At 34.8% G+C, this 22,155-nt stretch carries 18 protein-coding genes; 11 read left to right on the top strand and 7 right to left on the bottom strand.

What is annotated here, in order from left to right:
* Position 1: 1 nt before the first annotated feature.
* Genes glmU through ribBA form a run of 6 tightly spaced genes read right to left on the bottom strand, consistent with a single transcriptional unit; the run spans position 2 to position 4,900 of the window.
* On the bottom strand, positions 2-1,366 hold the full coding sequence (gene glmU / locus HLH18_RS04030) for a bifunctional UDP-N-acetylglucosamine diphosphorylase/glucosamine-1-phosphate N-acetyltransferase GlmU (protein WP_171545838.1): 1,365 nt from the start codon (positions 1,364-1,366) through the stop codon (positions 2-4).
* 23 nt (positions 1,367-1,389) lie between these two features.
* Entirely contained in the window at positions 1,390-1,866 is a 477-nt protein-coding gene (locus HLH18_RS04025) for a phosphatidylglycerophosphatase A family protein (protein WP_171545899.1), read from the bottom strand.
* A 22-nt stretch (positions 1,867-1,888) separates the two neighbouring features.
* Complete coding sequence (gene thiL, locus HLH18_RS04020; RefSeq protein WP_171545837.1) at positions 1,889-2,821, bottom strand: thiamine-phosphate kinase; 933 nt, start codon at positions 2,819-2,821, stop codon at positions 1,889-1,891.
* Positions 2,822-2,841: 20 nt separating this feature from the next.
* Complete coding sequence (nusB, locus tag HLH18_RS04015) at positions 2,842-3,291, bottom strand: transcription antitermination factor NusB (RefSeq protein WP_171545836.1); 450 nt, start codon at positions 3,289-3,291, stop codon at positions 2,842-2,844.
* A 4-nt stretch (positions 3,292-3,295) separates the two neighbouring features.
* Positions 3,296-3,766, bottom strand: a complete 471-nt coding sequence (gene ribH, locus HLH18_RS04010) for a 6,7-dimethyl-8-ribityllumazine synthase (protein ID WP_004649641.1) — start codon at positions 3,764-3,766, stop codon at positions 3,296-3,298.
* An 18-nt stretch (positions 3,767-3,784) separates the two neighbouring features.
* Positions 3,785-4,900 carry a bifunctional 3,4-dihydroxy-2-butanone-4-phosphate synthase/GTP cyclohydrolase II gene (ribBA, locus tag HLH18_RS04005; protein WP_171545835.1) on the bottom strand — a complete coding sequence of 372 codons (1,116 nt, stop codon included), beginning with the start codon at positions 4,898-4,900 and terminating at the stop codon, positions 3,785-3,787.
* Between the two features lie 505 nt (positions 4,901-5,405).
* On the opposite strand from ribBA, the gene HLH18_RS04000 reads away from it, so the two are divergent.
* The 9 genes from HLH18_RS04000 to HLH18_RS03960 are packed head-to-tail and all read left to right on the top strand — an operon-like array spanning position 5,406 to position 16,541.
* Positions 5,406-6,233 carry an ABC transporter permease gene (locus HLH18_RS04000; protein WP_171545834.1) on the top strand — a complete coding sequence of 276 codons (828 nt, stop codon included), beginning with the start codon at positions 5,406-5,408 and terminating at the stop codon, positions 6,231-6,233.
* A complete protein-coding gene (locus tag HLH18_RS03995) occupies positions 6,230-6,892 on the top strand; it encodes an ABC transporter ATP-binding protein (RefSeq protein ID WP_171545833.1) in 663 nt (220 codons plus the stop codon). The genes HLH18_RS04000 and HLH18_RS03995 overlap by 4 nt, the downstream gene beginning before the upstream one ends.
* A complete protein-coding gene (locus HLH18_RS03990) occupies positions 6,882-7,979 on the top strand; it encodes a KpsE/RkpR family capsule polysaccharide export protein (protein ID WP_171545832.1) in 1,098 nt (365 codons plus the stop codon). The genes HLH18_RS03995 and HLH18_RS03990 overlap by 11 nt, the downstream gene beginning before the upstream one ends.
* Positions 7,980-7,982: 3 nt before the next feature.
* Complete coding sequence (locus HLH18_RS03985) at positions 7,983-9,665, top strand: polysaccharide biosynthesis/export family protein (protein ID WP_171545831.1); 1,683 nt, start codon at positions 7,983-7,985, stop codon at positions 9,663-9,665.
* Positions 9,666-9,667: 2 nt separating this feature from the next.
* A complete protein-coding gene (locus HLH18_RS15835) occupies positions 9,668-11,242 on the top strand; it encodes a tetratricopeptide repeat protein (RefSeq protein WP_214647260.1) in 1,575 nt (524 codons plus the stop codon).
* A 14-nt stretch (positions 11,243-11,256) separates the two neighbouring features.
* Complete coding sequence (locus HLH18_RS03975; RefSeq protein ID WP_171545830.1) at positions 11,257-13,683, top strand: alpha-2,8-polysialyltransferase family protein; 2,427 nt, start codon at positions 11,257-11,259, stop codon at positions 13,681-13,683.
* Positions 13,684-13,697: 14 nt separating this feature from the next.
* Complete coding sequence (gene neuC / locus HLH18_RS03970; RefSeq protein ID WP_171545829.1) at positions 13,698-14,822, top strand: UDP-N-acetylglucosamine 2-epimerase; 1,125 nt, start codon at positions 13,698-13,700, stop codon at positions 14,820-14,822.
* On the top strand, positions 14,819-15,505 hold the full coding sequence (locus tag HLH18_RS03965; RefSeq protein WP_171545828.1) for an acylneuraminate cytidylyltransferase family protein: 687 nt from the start codon (positions 14,819-14,821) through the stop codon (positions 15,503-15,505). The genes neuC and HLH18_RS03965 overlap by 4 nt, the downstream gene beginning before the upstream one ends.
* Positions 15,498-16,541 (top strand): N-acetylneuraminate synthase family protein, encoded by a 1,044-nt coding sequence (locus HLH18_RS03960; RefSeq protein WP_171545827.1) that lies wholly within the window; start codon positions 15,498-15,500, stop codon positions 16,539-16,541. The genes HLH18_RS03965 and HLH18_RS03960 overlap by 8 nt, the downstream gene beginning before the upstream one ends.
* Before the next feature lie 26 nt (positions 16,542-16,567).
* On the opposite strand, the gene HLH18_RS03955 is transcribed toward HLH18_RS03960, so the two are convergent.
* Positions 16,568-17,545, bottom strand: coding sequence for a polysialyltransferase family glycosyltransferase (locus tag HLH18_RS03955; protein ID WP_171545826.1), 978 nt, complete (start codon positions 17,543-17,545; stop codon positions 16,568-16,570).
* Positions 17,546-17,655: 110 nt separating this feature from the next.
* Here HLH18_RS03955 and HLH18_RS03950 point away from each other — a divergent pair, with 110 nt between their 5' ends.
* Together HLH18_RS03950 and HLH18_RS03945 are read left to right on the top strand one after the other, a co-directional pair.
* Complete coding sequence (locus HLH18_RS03950) at positions 17,656-19,650, top strand: capsule polysaccharide biogenesis protein (protein ID WP_171545825.1); 1,995 nt, start codon at positions 17,656-17,658, stop codon at positions 19,648-19,650.
* 9 nt (positions 19,651-19,659) lie between these two features.
* The gene (locus tag HLH18_RS03945) at positions 19,660-20,919 is read left to right on the top strand and encodes a capsular biosynthesis protein (protein WP_171545824.1); all 1,260 of its coding nucleotides are present in this window, start codon (positions 19,660-19,662) and stop codon (positions 20,917-20,919) included.
* The last annotated feature ends 1,236 nt before the right edge of the window (positions 20,920-22,155 follow it).

Below are 22,155 nucleotides of genomic sequence, written 5' to 3'. Positions count from 1 at the left end.
CTTATTTTTTCAGCTTTTGGGGGCGTTGATAGTTTTCTTTAGCCACTTGTTTTGAACGTTCGAAAGCCAAGCTATTCTCGGCAACATCACGGGTAATCACCGAGCCTGCACCAATGGTTGCACCATTGCCAATGCTTACAGGGGCAACCAGTGAGCTGTTTGAACCGATAAAAGCAGCATCGCCAATAATGGTTTTATATTTATTTGCACCATCATAGTTACAGGTAATGGTGCCCGCACCAATATTTGAACCTGCACCCACTTCAGCATCACCCAAATAAGTGAAGTGGTTGGCTTTAGACCCTAGACCAATGCTTGAATTTTTAACTTCAACAAAGTTACCGATATGCACTTTAGCTGCAAGTTTGGCACCTGGACGTAATCGTGAAAATGGACCAATTTGGGCATCTTCACCCACCACAGCATGATCAAAGATGCTATAAGGTTGTACTTTGGTGCCTGATGCAATCACAGTATTTTTAATCACACAGCCTGCACCAATTTCAACGTTGTCACCAAATTCGCAATCACCTTCAATGATCACATTGATATCAATACGAACATCTTGACCAACGCTTAAGTTGCCACGTAAATCAAAACGACTTGGGTCGATCAAATGCACGCCTTGCTGCATTAATTTTTTTGCTTGGTAGTTTTGGAATTCACGTTCCAATGCTGCCAGTTGAACACGGTCATTAACCCCTTCAACTTCAAAAGCAAGTTCTGGTTCAACAGAAGCAACTTCCAAGCCATCTAAAATTGCCATAGCAATAATGTCAGTCAGGTAGTATTCACCTTGCGCATTTTCATTTGAAAGCTTGGGTAACCATTGATGCAATTTGGCATTGCTGACACAGTAAATACCGGTATTAAATTCTTTAATTTTACGTTGTTCTGCAGTGGCATCTTTATGTTCAACAATGGCTTGAATTTGACCATCTTCACGAACAATACGACCATAACCTGTTGCATCATCAACCGTTAAAGTCACAATGCCAATGCCTGTTTTTGCTGCAACATCAAGTAGACGTTGTAATGTCTCTTGAGTCACACACGGTACGTCACCGGAGAGAATCAGAGATATACCTTCAGTAGGAAGTACAGGAAGTGTTACTTTTACGGCGTGACCGGTACCAAGCTGTTCCGCTTGTTCAACCCATTGCACATTTTCTTGTGCGAAAGCTTGTTGTACTTTATCGCCACCATGACCATAAATGGTAATGATATTTGCTGCGTTGAGTTTTTTTGCCGTTTCGATGACATGTCCAAGTAGCGGGCGTCCTGCTAAAGGTTGTAGCACTTTAGGCAGGCTGGAGCGCATACGTGTTCCTTTACCGGCAGCAAGAATAATAACGCTAGTCGACATTTTAAATCCTGAGTGTATTAAGTTTATACAGCAACGAAATAGAAATAAGCACAGATGCAAAGTGCAGCCCAAATACCGGCAATGATGTCATCGAGCATTATGCCGAAGCCACCACCGACTTGGCGGTCAATGACACGAATCGGCCAAGGCTTCCAGATATCGAATAATCGGAATAAGCCAAAACCAATGAGTGCCCACAGCCAATTCATGTTGCCTAAATAGATTAAAGGCAAAAAGCTGATGGACTGACCTGCAAATTCATCCCAGACAATACGGCCATCATCATGCACACCCATGACTTTTGCAGTATGACCACAAACATAGATGCCAATCATGGACATGACTGCGATGGCTAATATGGAGTTGAAAAAGCCCAATGCAAGCCATAACGGAATAAAAAGCAATGCAAATGCCGAACCAAAGGTGCCTGGAGCTTTTGGGGCAAGACCCGAGCCAAAGCCTACGCCGCAAAATACAATAAAGCGGTCGTATGCAGACATGGTTTTAAACTGAATGGCAGGCTTATGCAAAATGCTGATATCCCTGAAATTGAATAGATGACATTAATCCATTATGTAAAAAATTTAATCCCAAATCTTGGGTAATTTGTCCGATTTTACTAATTTTGACATCTAATTGTTGTTGCAAAAGTTTTTCATAATTTTGCGGACTGATTGTAAAGCATAATTCATAGTCGTCGCCACCCGCGAGTGCGTATTGCCATTGCTTTTCTTGTTGTAATTTTTTTAAAGCGGCATCAATCGGTAGTTGGTCTAAATCCAAAGTTGCACCGACATGTGATGCTTTAAGGATATGCCCTAGGTCTTGGGCTAAGCCATCAGATACATCAATCATACTTGATGCCAAGCCTTTTAACTTTTGACCGAGCTGACAACGTGGAGTAGGGTAATCCAGACGTTTTTGTAATGGATGACCTAAATGAGCTAGACCAAAAGCTGCATCGCCAACGGTTCCACTGACACAAATATAGTCACCCACTTGAGCACCGAAACGTGTCACGGCTTGACCTGTTTCAATCCAGCCAAGGGCAGTGACTGAAATGGTCAGATGAGGACTTTGCGTGGTATCACCACCAATTAAACTCACCCCAAATTGATCGCAGCAATCATATAAACCCTGACTAAAGCCTTTTAGCCAGTCGTGATCAATTTGGGGTAAGCTCAATGCCAATAAAATACTCTGCGGTTTGGCACCCATTGCAGCAATATCAGATAAATTGACAGCAACAGATTTCCAGCCAATGGCATGAGGAGAAGTCTCTAGAGGGAAATGTCGACCCGCAACCAAAGTGTCGGCACAGATGACCAGTTGCTGGTTGGGCGGGGGAGTGAGCAAGGCTGAGTCATCACCAACACCTAAATCGACAGAATTGACATCGGTAGATGTAACAGTCTGACGATTGAAATAGGTGTCAATAATCGAAAACTCAGCCATACAACAAATCTACTGAAAAATTAGTCGGCTTGTTGCTTTTCTGCTGCACGTAAGCTAGTTGCTAAACGGTCTAATACACCATTGATGTATTTATGGCTGTCAGCACCACCAAAGTGTTTAGCAAGCTCAATCGATTCATCTAGAACCACGCGATATGGAATCTCAAGATGATCTTTCAATTCATAGGCGCCCAGACGAAGGGTTGCAAGTTCAACGCCATCAAGGGCGTTAACTTCGCGGTCAAGCACAGGGATTAAGAGCGCATCCAATGCTTCATGATTGGCAACCACTTGAGTCAACAATTCATGATAATAGCCGAGATCCACTTTGTGCATGGCATTTTCCACACGCGTACGTGCTTCAATCTCATGCACTGGATTGTGGCTCATCTGCCATTCATAAATTCCTTGTACAGCAAAGCGACGTGCTTTACGTTTCGCTGCATAAGTTGCTTGAAGTGTTTGCGACATAGCGTTAAATAGCCTTTAACAAGTTAACCATTTCAATCGCAGTAAGGGCAGCTTCGCCACCTTTATTACCTGCTTTTGTTCCAGAGCGTTCAATCGCTTGTTCAATACTATCCGTAGTTAATACACCGTTGATCACTGGTAAGCCGGTGTCCAGGCCAACAACGCCTAAACCTTTGGCACATTCACCAGCAACAAAATCAAAGTGAGGCGTGCTACCACGAATCACGGCGCCAAGTGCAATAATCGCATCAAAACGATCTGAAGCGGCAAGTTTTTTTGCAACGACAGGAAGTTCCCAAGCGCCAGGTGCGTGAACAACAGTGATATTATCCTCTGATACGCCATGACGTTTCAACGTATCAATTGCACCTTCTAGCAAATGTTCAACCACAAAGCTATTAAAGCGACCCACTAAAATCGCGTAACGGCCTTCGCTCGCGAGATGTAACATACCTTCAATACGGCGAACTGCCATAGCAACCTCGATTATTTCTTAAGTTGTTTGTTGTGCGGTGATATATTCAACCACTTCTAAGTTAAAGCCAGATAGCGCGTTGAAACGTAATGGAGAGCTAAGCAACTTCATTTTTTCAACACCTAAATCACGTAAAATTTGTGCGCCTACGCCAATCGTTTGATATTGCTGAGAAAGCGCAGCATTGGATTTTGTTGGTTTTGGCACAGTCAAGCTGTCCAGTGCTGGACCTAAGTCTTGTAAGTGGCGTTGACCAATCCAGACCAAGACACCACGATCACTGTTGGCGATCTCTTTTAATGCACGGTCTAAGTTCCATGCCGGTTCGCCATCTTGTTTATTCAGTTTAAGTAAGTCGCGTGCTGGATTAAAGCCATGTACACGAACAGTGGTCACGCCGTCTTTCGGTTGACCTTTCACTAAAGCTAAATGAATGTCTGGGTTACCAATTTCGCGGTAACGATATAAATCAAATGTACCGTATTCTGTGTTAATGCTTTGTTGGTCAATACGTTCAACCGTTTGTTCATTGGTCATGCGGTAATGAATCAGATCGGCAATAGTCCCCATTTTCAAACCATGTTTTTCTGCGAAAACTTCAAGGTCTGGACGGCGTGCCATGCTGCCATCTTCATTAATAATTTCACAAATGACAGATGCTGGCTCAAGACCTGCTAAGCGAGCAAGATCGCAACCCGCTTCAGTATGACCGGCACGGTGCAATACGCCACCTGGCTGAGCCATCAATGGAAAAATATGTCCCGGTTGTACGATGTCTGCCGGTTTTGCATGTGCCGCAACCGCAGTTTGAATCGTGTGTGCACGTTCAGCAGGAGAAATACCGGTTGAAATACCTTGTGCCGCTTCAATTGACAAGGTGAAGTTGGTGCCGTGTTGTGCACCGTTAGCATCCACCATTAAAGGTAGATTGAGTTGCTGGCAACGGTCGCGACTCAGCGTTAAGCAAACTAAACCACGCGCATGCGTGATCATGAAGTTGATGTCTTCTGGACGCACGTGTGTCGCAGCAATGACTAAATCACCTTCATTTTCACGATCTTCATCATCCATCAGGATGACCATTTTTCCTGCACGGATATCTGCTACGAGCTCTTCAACGGTATTGAGCGGCATCAACCTTCACCTTCTTTTTGTCTCAAATGACATTTTGCTTGCATTGATTGCTGCATAGTCTAACGTGTTTTGACGTCATTTGCCTATGCTTATTGATTTCCCTAAACTGTCTATTGTTATACACAGTCGTGGAATGCTTGAAAAGAGGACTTTATTTTTAAAAGCCGTGATTATGCCCAATCTTTAAGCAGTTGAAATACATAAATAACGACAAGCTTATGCAAAATATTGATGATTGATTGGATTTTAAGCTGTTATTCCACATTACTAAAAAGGTAGATATGACGTTTTAAGAAATAAATATCGTTATATGCAGGCTATTTGGTAGGAATTTACGCTTTTTTATATGTTTACTAGTGTATTAGAAGAATAAACTTATCTTTAGTTGAATAGGCTGATCCATTATTGGGGTTAACTCATAATCTACTTTATAAAGATTAGGGATGCCGGTATGATGTCATCCACATATTTAACTTAATATGATTCACTAAAAAAGTTTATATACATGGAATTTCCAGAACAATCTCAGCTGAAAAAACTCCCTCGACTCAAAGCTCGTGGTGGTTTACAAGTGATGTATGCATCTATACGTGCATTACTGCTTCGGGAATTACAAACTCGCTTTGGTCAATACCGTTTAGGATATTTATGGGTCTTTCTAGAACCCTTATTAACCATTGGGATAATGGTGATACTTTTTGGTACAGTCATGCAAAAAACATTACCCGGTATGGATTATGTGGTCTTTTTAATTAATGGCATTATTCCCTTCTTTATGTTTAGAACAGGAGTGAGGCTGGGAATTAGTGCAACTGAGTCCAATCGGGGGCTGTTTAGCTATCGTCCAGTAAAACCGATCGATGCTTTGCTCGCGCGTAATATTCTTGAGTTTTTGCTGAAATTTACCGCTTATATCGCCTTTACTGCAGCATTTGTATGGTTCGGCTATAGCATCAGTTTTGGACAGATTCCGCAGCTATTGGGCTATTGGGCGCTCTTATTTATATTTATGTTGGCGTGTAGCCTGATTTTTATTGTGATTGGTGATTTCTCAAAAGAAATAGGGAAATTTCTTTCAGTGTTCTTTTTAATTCTTTACTTCCTGTCTGGTATTTTATATTCCATTCATATTATTCCAACGGAATATCGCGAATATTTATTATACAACCCCTTGATTCATATCTTTGAATTAATGCGCCATGCTGTTGCACCTACTTATAGTTTAGTACCGGGAATTAGTTTAAGTTACTTTATGATATGGATGATTATTTCTTTATTTATAGGATTGCTTCTGTATAAACGCTTTGAACGCCGTATGGTGAAATCAAAATGATCGAACTAAAAAATTTAACCAAATCATATGCAACGCCTAAAGGTCGGCATTATGTCTTTAAAGACTTAAATGCGATTTTACCTGAAAATAAAAGTGTGGCTCTTTTGGGTAAAAATGGGGCAGGCAAGAGTACCTTGCTGCGTGTGATTGGTGGGATTGACTATGCTGATTCTGGCAGGGTTATTACCAATAAAACCATTTCCTGGCCAGTGGCGTTGTCAGGGGGCTTCCAGGGAAGTTTAACGGCTCGGCAAAATGTACGTTTTGTGGCCAGACTTTATGTCAATAGTCATGAAGAAGTTGAACATGTGGTAAATTTTGTTGAAGAGTTTGCTGAAATTGGTAAATACTTTGATATGCCGATGAAAAGTTACTCGAGTGGTATGCGTAGCCGGATTGGTTTTGGTTTAAGCATGGCCTTTAATTTTGATTATTATTTGCTGGATGAAGCCGGGGCGGTAGGGGATGCTTCTTTTCGGAAAAAAAGTCAGGCTTTACTCGACGAACTCAAAGAAAACTCAAATATCATTATGGTTTCCCATGATTTAAAAGATTTGACCCGCAATTGTGATGTCGCTTTCCTGGTGCGAGATGGCAAAGCAGAATATTTCGATAATGTGCAAGATGCAGTAGAGGTATATAAAGCGTATGCAAGCTAAAATAAATAAGCGGCTTTGGATTGCCTATACCTGCTGTGTTCTCATTCCGGTATTGGTTATTGTATTTTATCTTTTTGCCTTTGCTAAAGATCGTTATGAGTCTTCTTCTACATTGCTGGTAAAGCAGGTGGCTGATACTGCAGTGGCTGATACTGCAGGATTAGGAGCTTTGTTGGGAGTGCCCAATACCAGTCGTGAAGACTCTCAGATTCTCAAAGAGTATATTGGCTCTCGCGATATGATTGAGCAGTTAGATCAAACCTTGAATTTGCGTCAGGAGTTTTCATCGGTTCGTGATCCGATTTTTGCATTGTCGGAAGATGCTTCAGTAGAAGACCTGGTCGAATATTTCAATAAAATGATTAAAGTCGAACTGGATGAGCAAACCATGATGCTACATGTGCATGCCCAAGGTTTCTCTCCAGAATTTTCACTGAAACTGAATCAGGAAGTATTGAAGCAAAGTGATCAGTTTATTAATGAAATTTCACAAACCATTGCGCAAGAGCAGCAGGTATTTGCACAGAAACAGTATGCAGAAGCGACAGCGCAGTTAGATGAGGCACGTCAGGCGGTGCTTGCGTATCAAAATGAAAATGAAATTTTTGATCCTGAATTGCAAGCCAAAGCTGTGGCTACGCTGATTGCAGGATTGCAGAGCAGTCTTGCACAACTGAAAACCGAAGAGCGGACTTTACTGAGTTACTTAACCGCTGAAGCGCCTCAAGTGGTGGCTTTGCGCAGTCAAATTGCAGCATTACAACAGCAAATTAATACTGAAAGTTCTAAGCTGACTTCACCGAATAATTTAAAGCTCAATAAAAATGTAGCGGACTTTGAAGCCCTGAAAGCGCAGGTTGAATTTGCAGCTGATCTTTATAAAATCTCTTTGGTATCTTTAGAAAAAGCTCGATTAGAAGCTTCACGTAAGCTCAAGAAATTGGTGGTGATTGCGACACCGCGTTTAGCTCAGGATGCTTTATATCCGCGTAAAGTCTATATCAGTCTGACTTCATTTATTTTATTGAATATTATTTTTGGTATTGGATTACTGATTCATTCCATTATCCGTGAGCACAGAGAATAAATTATGAAAAAAATTGCTTTATCAGTTTTATCATTGGCATGTGCAGCGGCAAGCTATGCATTTGAGCCAAATTTATTGCCAACAGAAGTGTCTCAGGCTTTGAATGGTGAAAACCTGGATCCAAGCAGTGCCAATAATGCTGCTCTATTAAAGAGTCAATCGGTGGTTGAGCTTTCTCCCAGTAGCTCAATGAAATACCCAGCTCAAAATCAGATGTTTGGTTCACAGCTGTTTAAAGGCGCTTTTGCTTCAACTGCAGGATCAACCTTCAATAGTAGTTATCAGATTAATCCGGGCGATAATATTAATTTACGTCTATGGGGCGCTTATCAGTTTAACGGTACTCAAACCGTCGATCCACAAGGCAATATTTTTATTCCGAATGTTGGACCGGTCAAAGTGGCAGGTGTTCGCAATGGCAATCTGCAATCGGTGGTTGAAGCGCAGGTACGCCGTATTTATGTCTCTAATGTCGGCGTGTATGCAGCCCTCGAGCAAGCCCAGCCCGTGAAGGTGATGGTTACTGGTTTTGTCAATCAGCCCGGTAATTATGGTGGTGTCGCCAATGATAGTGTCATTGCTTATGTGGACCGTGCGGGTGGGGTAGATCCAGAACGTGGCAGTTATATTGATATTAAAGTCATGCGCAATGGCCAAACGATTCAGCAGGTTGATTTGTATGACTTCTTGTTACAAGGTCAAATTCGTCCTTTTTCCTTCCGTGATGGCGATGTGATTGTTGTAGGACAGCGTACCCATACCTTTAATGTATCGGGTGAAGTCTATAACCAGAATGATTTTGAGTTTAATTCACCCGCAGTTACGCTGGCACAGGCATTGGCATTTGCCAAACTCAAACCAGGGGCGACCAATGTCAGTATTCAACGTCGACAGGGTGCAGAATACCGCAGTGAATATTACTCGCTGAGCCAAGCTTATAACGTAATGGTGGAAGATGGCGATATTGTCACTGTAACGGCTGATCGCTATGCGGGTACCATTCAAGTACGTGTCGATGGTGCACATAATGGTGCTCATGCCATTGTATTGCCTTATGGAGCCAAGCTCAGTGATGTCCTGACGCAACTGCAACCGAATGCTTTAGCTGAAGTTGAATCTTTGCAATTGTTTCGTCCTTCTGTGGCCAAGCGGCAAAAAGAAATGTTGAATGTTGCCTTAGATAAGTTAGAAGAAACCACATTCAATGCCCGCTCAAGCACTCAGGAAGAAGCAGCTTTGCGTTTACGCGATGCAGAATTGGTGAAGCAGTTTATTGCTAAAGCGAGACTAGTTGAACCTAAAGGGCAAGTAGTACTCAATCCAGATACTTTTCAAGATGTGATATTGGAACAAGGTGATATTTTACATATTCCAGAGAAAACATCAGTGATTATGGTACATGGGGAAGTTGCTTTCCCGAATGGTATTGAATACAGAAATGGATTGAGTGCCAAAAATTATATTGAGCAGGTCGGTGGCTTTAGCCAAAAATCGAATAAATCCAAAGTGATTGTGATTCGTCAAAATGGTAAAGCTGAACTTGTACGTAAAGGTGAGAAAATTCAGCAAGGTGATGAGATCTTAGTATTACCTAAAGCTCAGACCAAAGGGATTGAGCTTACTCGTGGTATTACGCAAGTGCTCTATCAAATTGCTGTAGCAGCTAAAGTGGCGCTGGATCTATAAATATGAATAAGGCAGATTTAGATAAAGCTATATTAGATTATATAAAAGCAAAAATGATGAATGAAACTGATGTATTGGAAGCAATATATCAGAAAGATGATTTATGGGATCAAAAATATTTTGTTAAGCAGTTAAGATTAATAGAGCTATACATTTTGACACATGACATCAAAAAATTAGTGGATTTAGATTCTTCAGTTATTGAAAGTAAGTACTTTTCTAATTTTTTTGAAAATGTTTGTGATGAGGCTAAAGCAAAGAAATATTTAGCAAATAGGGAATATGAAAAAATTTTAAGAAAATATGATAATTCTTTACATAATAATATCGAAATACTAAAAGCATGCTGTGAAGCAAGTTTTAGGCTGAAAAAATTTTTACGCTGTAAAGAAATTTCGACAATTATTCTTAGTCAAAAAGATGATTATTATATTTCGGAACTCATGGCGGAAAGTTGTATTAAACTAAATGCTTTGGATGAAGCATACAAATATTTAAAAAAAGCTATTGATATTAATCCAAAACTAATTTCTGCAAGAGTGAAAATGCTAACTATTGCAGCGCAGAAAGGTATTAAAATAACTACAAGTGAAATAAAAAATTTTCAAAAAATAGCATTAAATAAGAAAAAAAATGATTGGATTAGGGATCTTGCATATATTCAAAGCGCATATGGTATGTATGAAGAGAGTATAAGTAATATTGAGCAAATAAATATAGAAAACAGAACTGTATTTGATAGTTTATGTCTTACTTATAATTATGAGAAAAAAAAGGACTATCAAAGATCAGAATATTTTAGACAAAAAGCAGAAAATGAAAGTTTTAAATATTCTTATGAAGACAATAACAAAGATAACTTGTTAATAGTTTTTTCATCAACAGTAAAGTTTGAATTAAGAAAGTACGAGTATGATGCCGATAAAATATTTGTAGCTGATACCAGTATGAGTATGTATATTTATTCACATGAATTGATTTTTAAAAGGATAATTGAGGAAATTGGAAAGAAGAAATATAAGAAAATATCGGTTGTAGGTCTGTCTAAAGGTGGGTGTGGTGCAATACTAGTGTCAAAACTATTGAGAGAAAACACTGATTTTGAAATAAATATAAGTGTGGTTGTATTTTCAACACAAATAAAAATATATCCATATAATCCTAATTTGGTATTTCAAACTTATAGAAATTTCATGAAATATATAGCAATTAATCCAAATTTAATGAATTATCCAAATAGCTTGTATGATTTATCAAAATTAGATTTTGAGAAAGAAAATTATAAAATTACATTTATTTATGGGAATGGTTTCCCGATGGATGTAGAAGAAATGAAACATATCCAGACCAGTAAGTCAGTAGAAAAGTTAGAGCTTGCATATTCTGGGCATGGAACTAGTATTCCTTTGACTATTCCAGAGGGAAAGACATATGATAATTTACAAAGCATGTATAGCAAATTAAATATTACTGAAAATGATTTTAAGGAATTAGGTGGTAATAAAGTAGGAAGTCTTGTAGATGAAATTTATGAGATTTATAAAAACCCAGTTATGCGATTATCAACTTTTCTTTAGTAAGGCTTTTTAAAGTGTCTAAATTAACAAAATTTATTAAATCTCCTCGTGAATTTATTAAAGATTCAATTTACTTTGGTTATCCTGATTTATCTATAAATAAATGTGATAATTTGTTTTTTATTACAACGTTAGGTCAATTAAGAAATGCAGAAAATTTGATTGAAATTCAAGGGTTGAAAAACTCAAATTTAATTATTTTATATACTTTGGCTAATAAAAATATGCCAAATTTAATTAAAAAATCTGTTAATAAAAAATTATTTCAATCTATTGAAATGTTGAAAATTCCAAAAAGGCCATCAATTTTAGATATTTACAAAGCAAGGTACTTTATAAATAGCTATTTTCTGGTGTTGATAAAAGCAAAACCAAAAAAATTATTTCTCTTCAGTTTTGAGTCTCACTACACGATACTACAAAAAATTGCAAAAATAAATAAAGTAAAAATCTGTATCGTTGAAGAGGGTACGGGAACATATAAAAACAAAGCATCTATAGAAAAAATAGATAGCACGGTTAAAGAGAAAATATTAAAAAAACTACCATTGTTGAATAATTTTGATGGTTATTTTAATGAGGTGGATAAGGTTTATGCTTCTTTTCCAAATTTAATCCAAAAGGATTTTTCTGCTGAAGAATATAACACTTTTTTTTACCCAATCTTGCACGCATATAAAAATAATTTAAGTGTTTTGAGTAAATATAATATTACTAGCAATGATAGTATATATGTAAATCAAAGCTTTAATTTACATACAATTGATCATGTAAATAGTGCACTTACTATTTTAAATCAAATTTCATTGAAATTTAATAGTAATATATATATAAAAATGCATCCGAAAGATAGTGAAAAATTAAAGATAATATTTAAAAAAGAAACAGAACGGTTTGAAAATCTTATTTATATAGATGAAGAAAGTTTTTTGGTCGAACCTATGTTGAGTGCAGTGAACCCTAAATTAATCATTGGCTTAACATCGACATCATTGGTTTACGCCCCTTTAATAAGTAAGGGTACACAAGTTCTTTCAATTGCTAATGAGTTTATTAATAATATTGAATATAGTAAACGAAATGCAAGAGGTATAGATACAATAAAAGATCATTTTACTATATTGTATAATTTTAATAATATTTTTGAGTATTTTAACGGTGAGATTAAGCCACTTGGTAAAACCAAAAAAACTGAATTTTATTTTGAGGATTTTATCTTCTTTAAAATAGTCGGTGAGCTAGATTATTTTTATGAAAATGTTGTAGAGGGCTTGGATAATATTTGTTATGACTCTGAAGAGGAGTTATTTTATTTTTTTAAAAATAAGTATGGGGTTAATTCAGCTTTTGAAAAAATTCATTTAATTGATATTCTTTCGCTAGATTTTTCCAGCTATAAATTAAATAACGATTTTAGTTTTTTAGCTAAATACTTAAATGTATTAAAGTATAAGGTTGAAAACCCATATAAGTCTTTTTATTATTTGGTTCTTATTGTATCTCAACTTGGTTTTCTACCTAGCTACTTGGTGAATGATTATCTACTTTTATTGTATAAAAATGACCTTTATTTTAATAGAAAGGATGAGGTAATTTCAATTTTAAAAAATAATATTTCTATTATTGATTTTGAAAATATAAATAGATATATTTTATTTATTCCCGAAGTTTTTCTTAATAGTAAATCATGTGAGTTAAACTTATTAGCAAAATACAGTATTGATTTTTTTGAAAATAACCAAAATGAGTATGAGTGTTTCAGTGAATTTGAAATTTTTCTTGATATTTTTTTCAAGACTTTAATTTTCTTGAGAGATGGAACAAAATTTAATTTTGTTGATAGAAGAAATGAATTTTTAGATCAAGATTTGAAAAAAATATACTGTTTATGTTTGATGATTTCCAATAACCAAAAATTTAAAAAACATGATGAATTAAACACTAATAGTTCAGATTATAGCGGTTTTATTCTAATTCTTGAGGTTTTTTATAATACTAGACATAGTTTTTTAGATTTGAAAAAAAATCTAATTTTTATAGAAAAAAACAATATAGATAGTTTGTTTTTTGGTAATATTTTTCTTTCTTATTCTAGAAAGCTAAATAAACAGAAAAACTTCAATATTACTTTTGATCAGTTATTCTCAAAAGGTCTTCCAATTTCTACTTCTAATATTTTATATTTTATCGAAAATGATGAAGACTTTTTGAAAATGAGTGTATTCTTGGAGAGTAGGTATTTTGATAACCTAAACTACTGCGTTTATTATACTTGCGTTAAGAAATTTATTGACTTCTACTCAATTAGTAAGAATACTAAAGTATTTATTTTTTTCGAAAAATATGAAAATGTAGAGTTTAATCATCAAATTTTAACTGATGGTTATTTTTATAATGATATTGTAAGTTTAGAAGTATTTAAAAAATACTTTCAATTTTAATTTAAGTTGTTGATATGAAAAAGTTTTTTTTTATTACTGGTACTCGTGCTGACTTTGGTAAAATTAAACCTCTAATGAATTATATAGAAGGTCATCCTGAGTTTGAACTGCATGTATTCGTAACCGGTATGCATATGATGCAGAGGTATGGTGGAACTTTTCGTGAAGTCATTAAACAAGGTTATGTTAATGTATATTTACAATCTAATCAGTATTTAAATGAACCAATGTCATCTGTTTTGGGAAATACTATTTCTGCATTTTCAAAATCAGTCGAAGAAATCAAACCTGATATGATTGTTGTACATGGTGATAGATTGGAAGCGTTAGCTGGTGCTACTGTGGGAGCGCTAGCTAATTGTTTAGTCTGTCATATTGAAGGTGGTGAATTATCTGGTACAGTTGATGATATTATTAGACATTCAATAAGTAAATTATCTCATATACATATGGTTGCGAATGAATCAGCTAAATCTAGATTGATTCAAATGGGAGAATCAGAAAATAAAATTTTTATTATAGGTTCGCCTGATCTTGATGTTATGAGTTCGTCTAATCTACCAAAATTAGAAGATGTAAAAAGAAGATACAATATTGACTTTGATAAATATGCAATATGTATGTTCCATCCGGTAACAACTGAATATTCAGAATTTAAGCAATATGCTACAAATTTCTTCAAAGCTATTAATGAATCAGAAAAAAATTATATTGTTATATACCCTAATAATGATTTGGGTTCTGATTTTATAATTGATGAAATTAAAAAATTAGATATATTAAAAAATAAAATTTTTCCCTCAGTTGAGTTCGAATCTTTTTTAGTATTGTTGGAGAATTCGGAATTTATTATAGGGAATTCTAGTGCTGGTATCCGCGAGGCATCTTTTTATGGAGTACCAACTGTGAATGTGGGTACACGCCAAAATAAGCGTTTTTTTAGTAAATCTATTATAAATTGTTCATATGTAACTAATGATATTTTAGATGCTATTAATAAATGTTTACTTTTAGAAAATATTGAAATTAGCCATGAATTTGGTGATGGTAGTAGTATAAGCCGTTTTAAAGATGCAATTAATTCTGAAAACTTTTGGAATACCTTATTGCAGAAAGATTTTGTGGAGTTTATTCAATGATTGTTGCGATAATTCCAGCAAGAGCTAATTCTAAATCAGTAAAAAATAAAAACTTGGTAAAAATAGGTGATGACTCATTACTGGCTATAACTATTAAATCAGCTAAAAATTCAGGTATATTTGATAAAATTATAGTAAGCACTGATGGTATTCAAATAAAAAATGAAGCCATTAAATATGGAGCGACTGTTATAGATCGTCCTCAATATTTAGCATTAGATAATTCTAAATCTATAGATGCTGTTTTACATGTAATTTCTGAACTAGGATTGAATAGTGGTACAAGTATTTTACTTCAACCTACTAGCCCTTTTAGAACTAGTACACATATAAAAGAGGCTTATTCTGAATTCATTAGAAATTCTGATAAAAATAGTTTAATTTCAATAACTGAATCTGATGTTCATCCCTATAAAATGTTATTGAAATCTAAAGATGAATATATATCATTAGCTGATATTGAGTACATGGAATATCCGCGTCAGGATTTACCCAAAGCATATCAAATCAATGGTGCAATATATATTAATAAAATTGAAAAATTATTAGATAGTAAAAATTTTTTTATCAGTCCTGTTTCATATTACGAAATGGATAAATCTAGTTCTTTAGATATTGATTATCCAGAAGATTTATACGAAGCAAATAGAATCTACTCGCTTAGGAATAACGTCAATGACTAACCCTTCATTTAAAATTGGTAATCGTTCTGTAGGTTTGGATTATGACCCTCTAGTGATTGTGGAAATTGGAATCAATCACGAAGGTTCATTAGATACAGCTATAGCAATGGTTGATGCGGCTTATAGTGCGGGTGCTGAAATTATAAAACATCAGACACATATTGTAGAAGATGAAATGTCAGATGAAGCTAAGCTAGTCATACCAGGTAATACAAATGTTTCAATCTATGATGTCATGGCGAGATGTGCTTTGAATGAGTCAGATGAAATCAAACTAATGAATTATGTAAATTCTAAAGGTATGGAGTTTATCAGTACTCCTTTCTCACGTGCTGCTGCACATAGATTACATAAAATGAATATTCCTGCTTATAAGATTGGTTCTGGTGAATGCAATAATTATCCTTTAATTAAATTAATCGCATCTTTCGGGAAACCTATTATTTTATCTACAGGGATGAATAATATAGCGTCGATTAGAAAATCCGTTGAAATTATTCGATCATATGGAGTGCCTTACGCATTATTACATTGTACTAATATCTACCCAACACCATATGAACTTGTACGTTTTGGTGGAATGGAAGAATTAATCAAAGAGTTTCCAGATGCGGTAGTAGGTCTTTCGGATCATACTATTAATAACTGGGCATGTTTGTCATCAGTTGCTCTAGGAGCCAGTATACTCGAAAGACATTTTACTGATGATATGTCCAGACCCGGTCCAGATATAATTTGTTCGATGGATCCTTCAAATTTAACTGAGCTAATTCAAGGATCTTGTGCGATTGCAAAAATGCGTGGTGGGCAAAAAGAACCGGCAAATGAAGAGCAAGTTACAATCGATTTTGCATTTGCTTCAGTTGTTGCGGATGATCATATAAAAGCTGGAGAGAGTTTTACAGAAGAAAATATTTGGGTCAAAAGACCGGGAACGGGTGACTTTAGTGCGAATGATTATGAATCATTAATAGGAAAAATCGCTGCAAAAGATATTAAAAAAGGGTCTCAGTTAAAATTTGAAGACGTTAAATAAAAAATAAAGTGAGTTACTGGGGTAACTCACTTAAATAATATAAAATCAAATTGCTTTAATATATTATAATCCTCAATAATTTGATTGTTTATCCCAGTTAATTTTATGTATGTAGGAGTAATACTGATAGGTATTGTATTTTGACTTATCATTTTTGAAAGTATTAAAGATGTTGAGTTAAGCGAAATCACGTATTTTGGTTTGCTAATTTGTATTATATCCTCTGCACTAATGTATTTGTTCTTTAAAATTATTATGTTTTTATCTTTAATTTTTTTTTCAATTTCAATAGTATGTTCTATAGTATTATTTGGGTGTAATTTTAAATAAATTTTTTCTACATCATGAAAGCTTGAAATGATGCTAATAATGGCTTCTATGTCTATATTGTAATTTTGATTTAGAAATATTGCATCATTGTGGTTTGGCATATCAAGGGATGTTAAATTTTTATTTTTTAGGGGTAAGTAGGGTATAAATAAGATATAATTTTCTGATTTTATATATTTTTTTGCATAATTAGGATGTGTGCAATAGTAGTTTTTAAATTTTAACTCATTATTGAATAATGAATTAAACAATTTGTTTTTAGTATAGTTTTTTTTAAAAAATTTATAATTAACTAAACCATCTTCTATTAAATTCATTTCACATTGATTTTTATAAATTTTTGCAAAGATATTATTGTAACCCATGCAATTGAAGAAAAAAATTTTTTTTGATGCAATAATTTTATTAATTAATTTAAATATAATCATAAAATAAATATATTTTAAAGTTCTAATCCTATTTGGTTTGAATGATAGTGGAATATAGATTAATTTTAATTTATTATTTTCCTGTTTAAATGTTCTAAAATGATCAAGATTCCCTTTTCTCCCAAAAAAAATAAAAGCATTGTTGGTTAAGTTATTTTTTTCACAAAAAATTAAAGATTTTTTAAGTTGATTGTAGCTTGAAGTTAAGAATAGGTTTTCAAAGGTTTTTGTTTTTAATTTAAACATAAGATAAGAAATTCAATTTGAAGTATAAATATATATTCTATTATGTATGATAAATTTTGCAAATATAGAGTTTTTTAGTATAATTGAATTCAAAATTTTTATGAATATCTATGATAAGTGGTAATACCAAAACTTTAAAAATTCCTTTTATTGAAAAGTATACAAGTGATTTTTTTGTTTTACCGTCCCTATATTTAGCAGGCTGGGGACGTAAAAAAAGCTTTTTTAAGGCCCAAGCACTGGCTCAACAAAAGGGTTTAAAAGCGTTATGTCTAGAGGATGGTTTTATCCGTTCTTTAGGCTTGGGCAAAGATGGCTATGCGCCTCTTTCTCTGGTTGTAGATGAAACAGGGATTTATTTTGATGCCTTGCAATCATCCGACTTGGAGCAACTGATTCTTCAACCCGAAAAAGAAGAGTTAAATCTACGTGCTGCACATGCCATTCAGACCATTCTGAATCATAAAATCACCAAGTATAATCAAAAATTTCAAAGCATAGATTCAGCTCAATTTAATCAAAATACCCAACATATTTTAGTGATTGATCAGACCTATGGTGATCAATCTATCAAATATGCAGGTGCTACGCCAGAAACCTTTAAGACCATGTTGGCACAAGCTTGTTTAGACCATCCAGCAGCCACCATTTGGGTCAAAACCCATCCAGATGTGCTGGCAGGCAAAGCACAGTCACATTTCCAGCCACAAGATTTAGCGTCTGTAAATATTCAGGTCTTAACTGAAGCCTATAATCCGATTGAATTGTTGGGTCATATGGACGAAATCTATGTGGTCAGTTCGCAGCTTGGCTTTGAAGCCTTGTTGTGTGGCAAGAAAGTTCATTGTTTCGGCGTGCCATGGTATGCAGGCTGGGGTCTAACCAATGATATGTTTGCTCCTGTGGGGGTTCTTCAGGGACGCCGAGGAGTTAATCGCTCCTTGGAACATCTTTTTGCCTGTGCTTATCTAAAATATGCGCGCTATGTTTCACCAGTCACACATAAACGCTGTGAGCTAGAAGAGATTATTGATCTGCTTATACCGAATATTGAAGTACAAGCAACTTTACCCTTAAAACTTACAGCCTATGGTTTTAGCGCTTGGAAGAGGAAATTTATACGAGATTTTTTAGCTTTTCCAAAAGGTGAAATTAATTTTAAAAACTTCTTCAGACCAAATCGAAATGATCATATTTTGGCTTGGGGGAAAAAAGCCAAACTATTAAAAGATAAAGGCTATAAAAATGTGATAACAGTCGAAGATGGTTTTATTCGTTCGATTGGTCTTGGGGCCTCACTGATCCGTCCCTGTTCTTTGGTGTTTGATGATGTGGGTATTTATTATGATGCAACACAGCCTTCTAAAATAGAAAATTTACTCAAAACGACAGAATTGACTTCTACGCAGTATGAGCGTGCCCAGAATCTGCGTGATTTATTGGTTGAACTCAATATTTCCAAATACAATGTGGGTATAGCAAAAAAGTTAACTAAACCCTCAGAAGATCAAAAAATTTTATTGGTCATCGGGCAGGTTGAAGATGATATGTCGGTGCAATTGGGGGGAGTCGAAATAAAGACAAACCTTGCTTTGCTTAAAGAGGTTAGAAACAATAATCCAAAGGCATATATCATTTATAAGCCTCATCCTGATGTTCATGCTGGCCTTAGAGTGGGCAAAATTGAAGGGCAGGTCGTGTTGAAATATGCCAATCAAATTGAATTGAACTCTTCAATTTTAGAATGTTTTGAAATTTGTGATGAGGTGCATACCATTACTTCATTAAGCGGTTTTGAGGCATTGTTAAGAGGATTAAAGGTATATTGTTATGGCATGCCTTTTTATGCGGGTTGGGGCCTAACACAAGATAAATTTCAGTGTGATAGACGGAATAAAAAAATAGACCTTGATACTTTGGTGTATGTGACACTTGTAGAGTATGCGGTATATAATATCAAAAAGACGACAAGTATGAATATCCCACTCGTTTCTCCTGAAGATGTTATTTTATACATTCAAAGCCAGATGAATTTTCCAGCCGAAACTTCAAAAGAAACATGGAAGGATATTTTTTTAAAGTTTAGAAAAATTCAGAATAGGTAAAACTCATTCATGTCTATACATGTAGATAAATTATTGCTGGCGAATAAAGTCTTACTCTTACAGGGGCCCATGGGTGATTTTTTTTATCGTTTAGCACAATGGTTAAATGGTAAAAATATTGAATGTTATAAAATCAACTTTAATGGTGGCGATCGGTTTTTTTATAAATCCAAAGAGAACGTTTTTGATTATCAAGGACGTTTAGGCGATTTTTTAGGGTGGATTGAGGCTTTTTTAATAGAGCATGAAATAGATGCTATTGTTTGCTTTGGTGATTGCAGAAAATATCACAAGTTGGCAAAAGTAATAGCAGAAAAAAATAATATTGATTTTTTTGCTTTTGAAGAGGGTTATATTCGGCCTAATTACATCACTTTTGAGCAAAATGGCGTTAACTTTTTCTCTAATTTTTTGAACCACTTAAATAATACACAAGTCTCAGAAAATCGTAATGATTTAAATTCCAATATCACTGATGTACAACATAGATACTATAAAATGGTTGCGAGTGTTATTACTTATTATATTTTATGGGTTTTATTTTCTTTTAAATACCCGAATTATGAGCATCATCGCGGTATTCATCCAATAAAAGAATTGGGATTTTGGACGTTATCAGGTATTAGAAGCATTGAAAATAAACTGTTTGAAAAGCGTAAATTTAATAAATTTTTAGAGGAAAATTCAAAAAAATATTTTATTTTTTCTTTGCAAGTACATAATGATTCGCAAATTAAAATACATAGTGATTTAAAGAATGTAGAAAAGTATATTGAACTGGTTTTAAAAGATTTCGGTCTGCATGCAGATCAGTCAATGCATTTGGTTTTGAAACATCATCCAATGGATAGGGGATATCGAAATTATAGAAAATTAATTAATCAATATGCCAAGCAATTCCACATTCAAGGGCGAGTTCATTATTTTTGTGATATACATTTTCCTACCCTGTTAAAGCATGGCTTAGGTTTGGTGACCGTTAATAGCACCACAGGTATTCAGGCATTATTCCATCAAATACCGGTTAAAGTGCTTGGTTTTGCTTTATATAATTTACCAAAACTTACCAATCAATATGCTTTGTCCAAGTTCTGGACAAATCCCGGAAAGGTTGATTTTCATTATTTCTCTTATTTCCGCAGAGAGCTTATCCTCTATTCACAATTGAACGGTTCTTTTTATGGTATTTCTCCTTGGAAAGAAGTTTATAGCAATCAAGCCGTAATTGCTAATCAAGAAGATCCAGAGAAACAAACTAAAGTTGTTTAAATGTGGGGATTAGCCTTCTTTAATGAAGAAATTTCATGTGATAAAAATACTAATGCAGGGGTGAGGGTGAGTAGGACAACTCGAACTCCTAACTCATCTTTGGTAAGATCACTAAGATTTAATTCTATCAGCCTCTGAAAAACAGACAGTTAATACGCTAATTTGAACCATAAAATTCTTGAGGGAGGATTTTATTTTTAAGCCACTCTGCGGATGGTTGTAATTATAATTTTCTATTCAATTTGATCTGCATGTTTGTGTATCTGGAATATCATTCAAATAAACCTTCTTATTTTGAGTATCTTTATAAAGTTTTAATCATACATCTGACTTTGTGGACTCTTAATCGGTATTGTAGAAATATGAAAGCCAAGTATTTGTATTAATTGAAGTATCGGCTTTGTCATATAAAAACTAAACATGCTCAACTATTCTAGGCAAATTTTGCGAATTCTACCTGTCCTAGCTCATATTCATGAGTAGATACCTAATGATTTTTAACATCTCATTTTATGGTTATTTGGTGATATATCCTTAAAATTTTCAGAACAGATAAACATCAACAAGAAAAAAGCCCCCATCTTTCGATAAGGGCTTTTTAAATCTGGAGCGGGAAAGGAGACTCGAACTCCCGACCCCAACCTTGGCAATAGTCACCGACATAAATTACACTAATTTAATTAGAATAACTTTTAAATATATATATATAAAACATATATATATATTATTTTTATTTTTTAATGTAGTTTAAGATAGGGTAAAGTAACAAGAAGTTGGTCACTTTAAAAATTATGAAGATTCAACAATAATTACCAACATAACAAGAATGTTGATACAGGTGAAATAGATACTTTTTACCATTTGATAAATTATTTTTGAAGAGACTATCCTATGATAGCTTTGGACTGCTCCCAGTATCCTAGACACAAGATAGCTTCATTTGAAGCTGCCTCAAATGCTTCTGGACTCATTCCATCAAGATGCGAATGGCGCCTGATTCGATTTTAAAAGATAAAACAATGGCTGTTATGTTGTGTTGATGATTGATGATGATGTTGTTATTCAGCAATTAAAATGTCTGGTTTATGATGGTTTTCACCATCATGGACTGGATATAAAGTAAGCATCCGCTGAATCCCATTGCTATGTTTTAACGAGGTTCAGGTTTCCAACGATGAGGTAGCAAATCCTCAATTTCTGTGACTTTATGGGTGGGTAGTCTTTTTAGGACATCAC

Origin of the sequence: Acinetobacter sp. ANC 5414 (assembly GCF_013004295.1) — a bacterium.
Lineage (GTDB): Bacteria > Pseudomonadota > Gammaproteobacteria > Pseudomonadales > Moraxellaceae > Acinetobacter.
The sequence above is the reverse complement of the archived record's forward strand: the minus strand, read 5'-3'. Positions and strand labels throughout refer to the sequence as shown.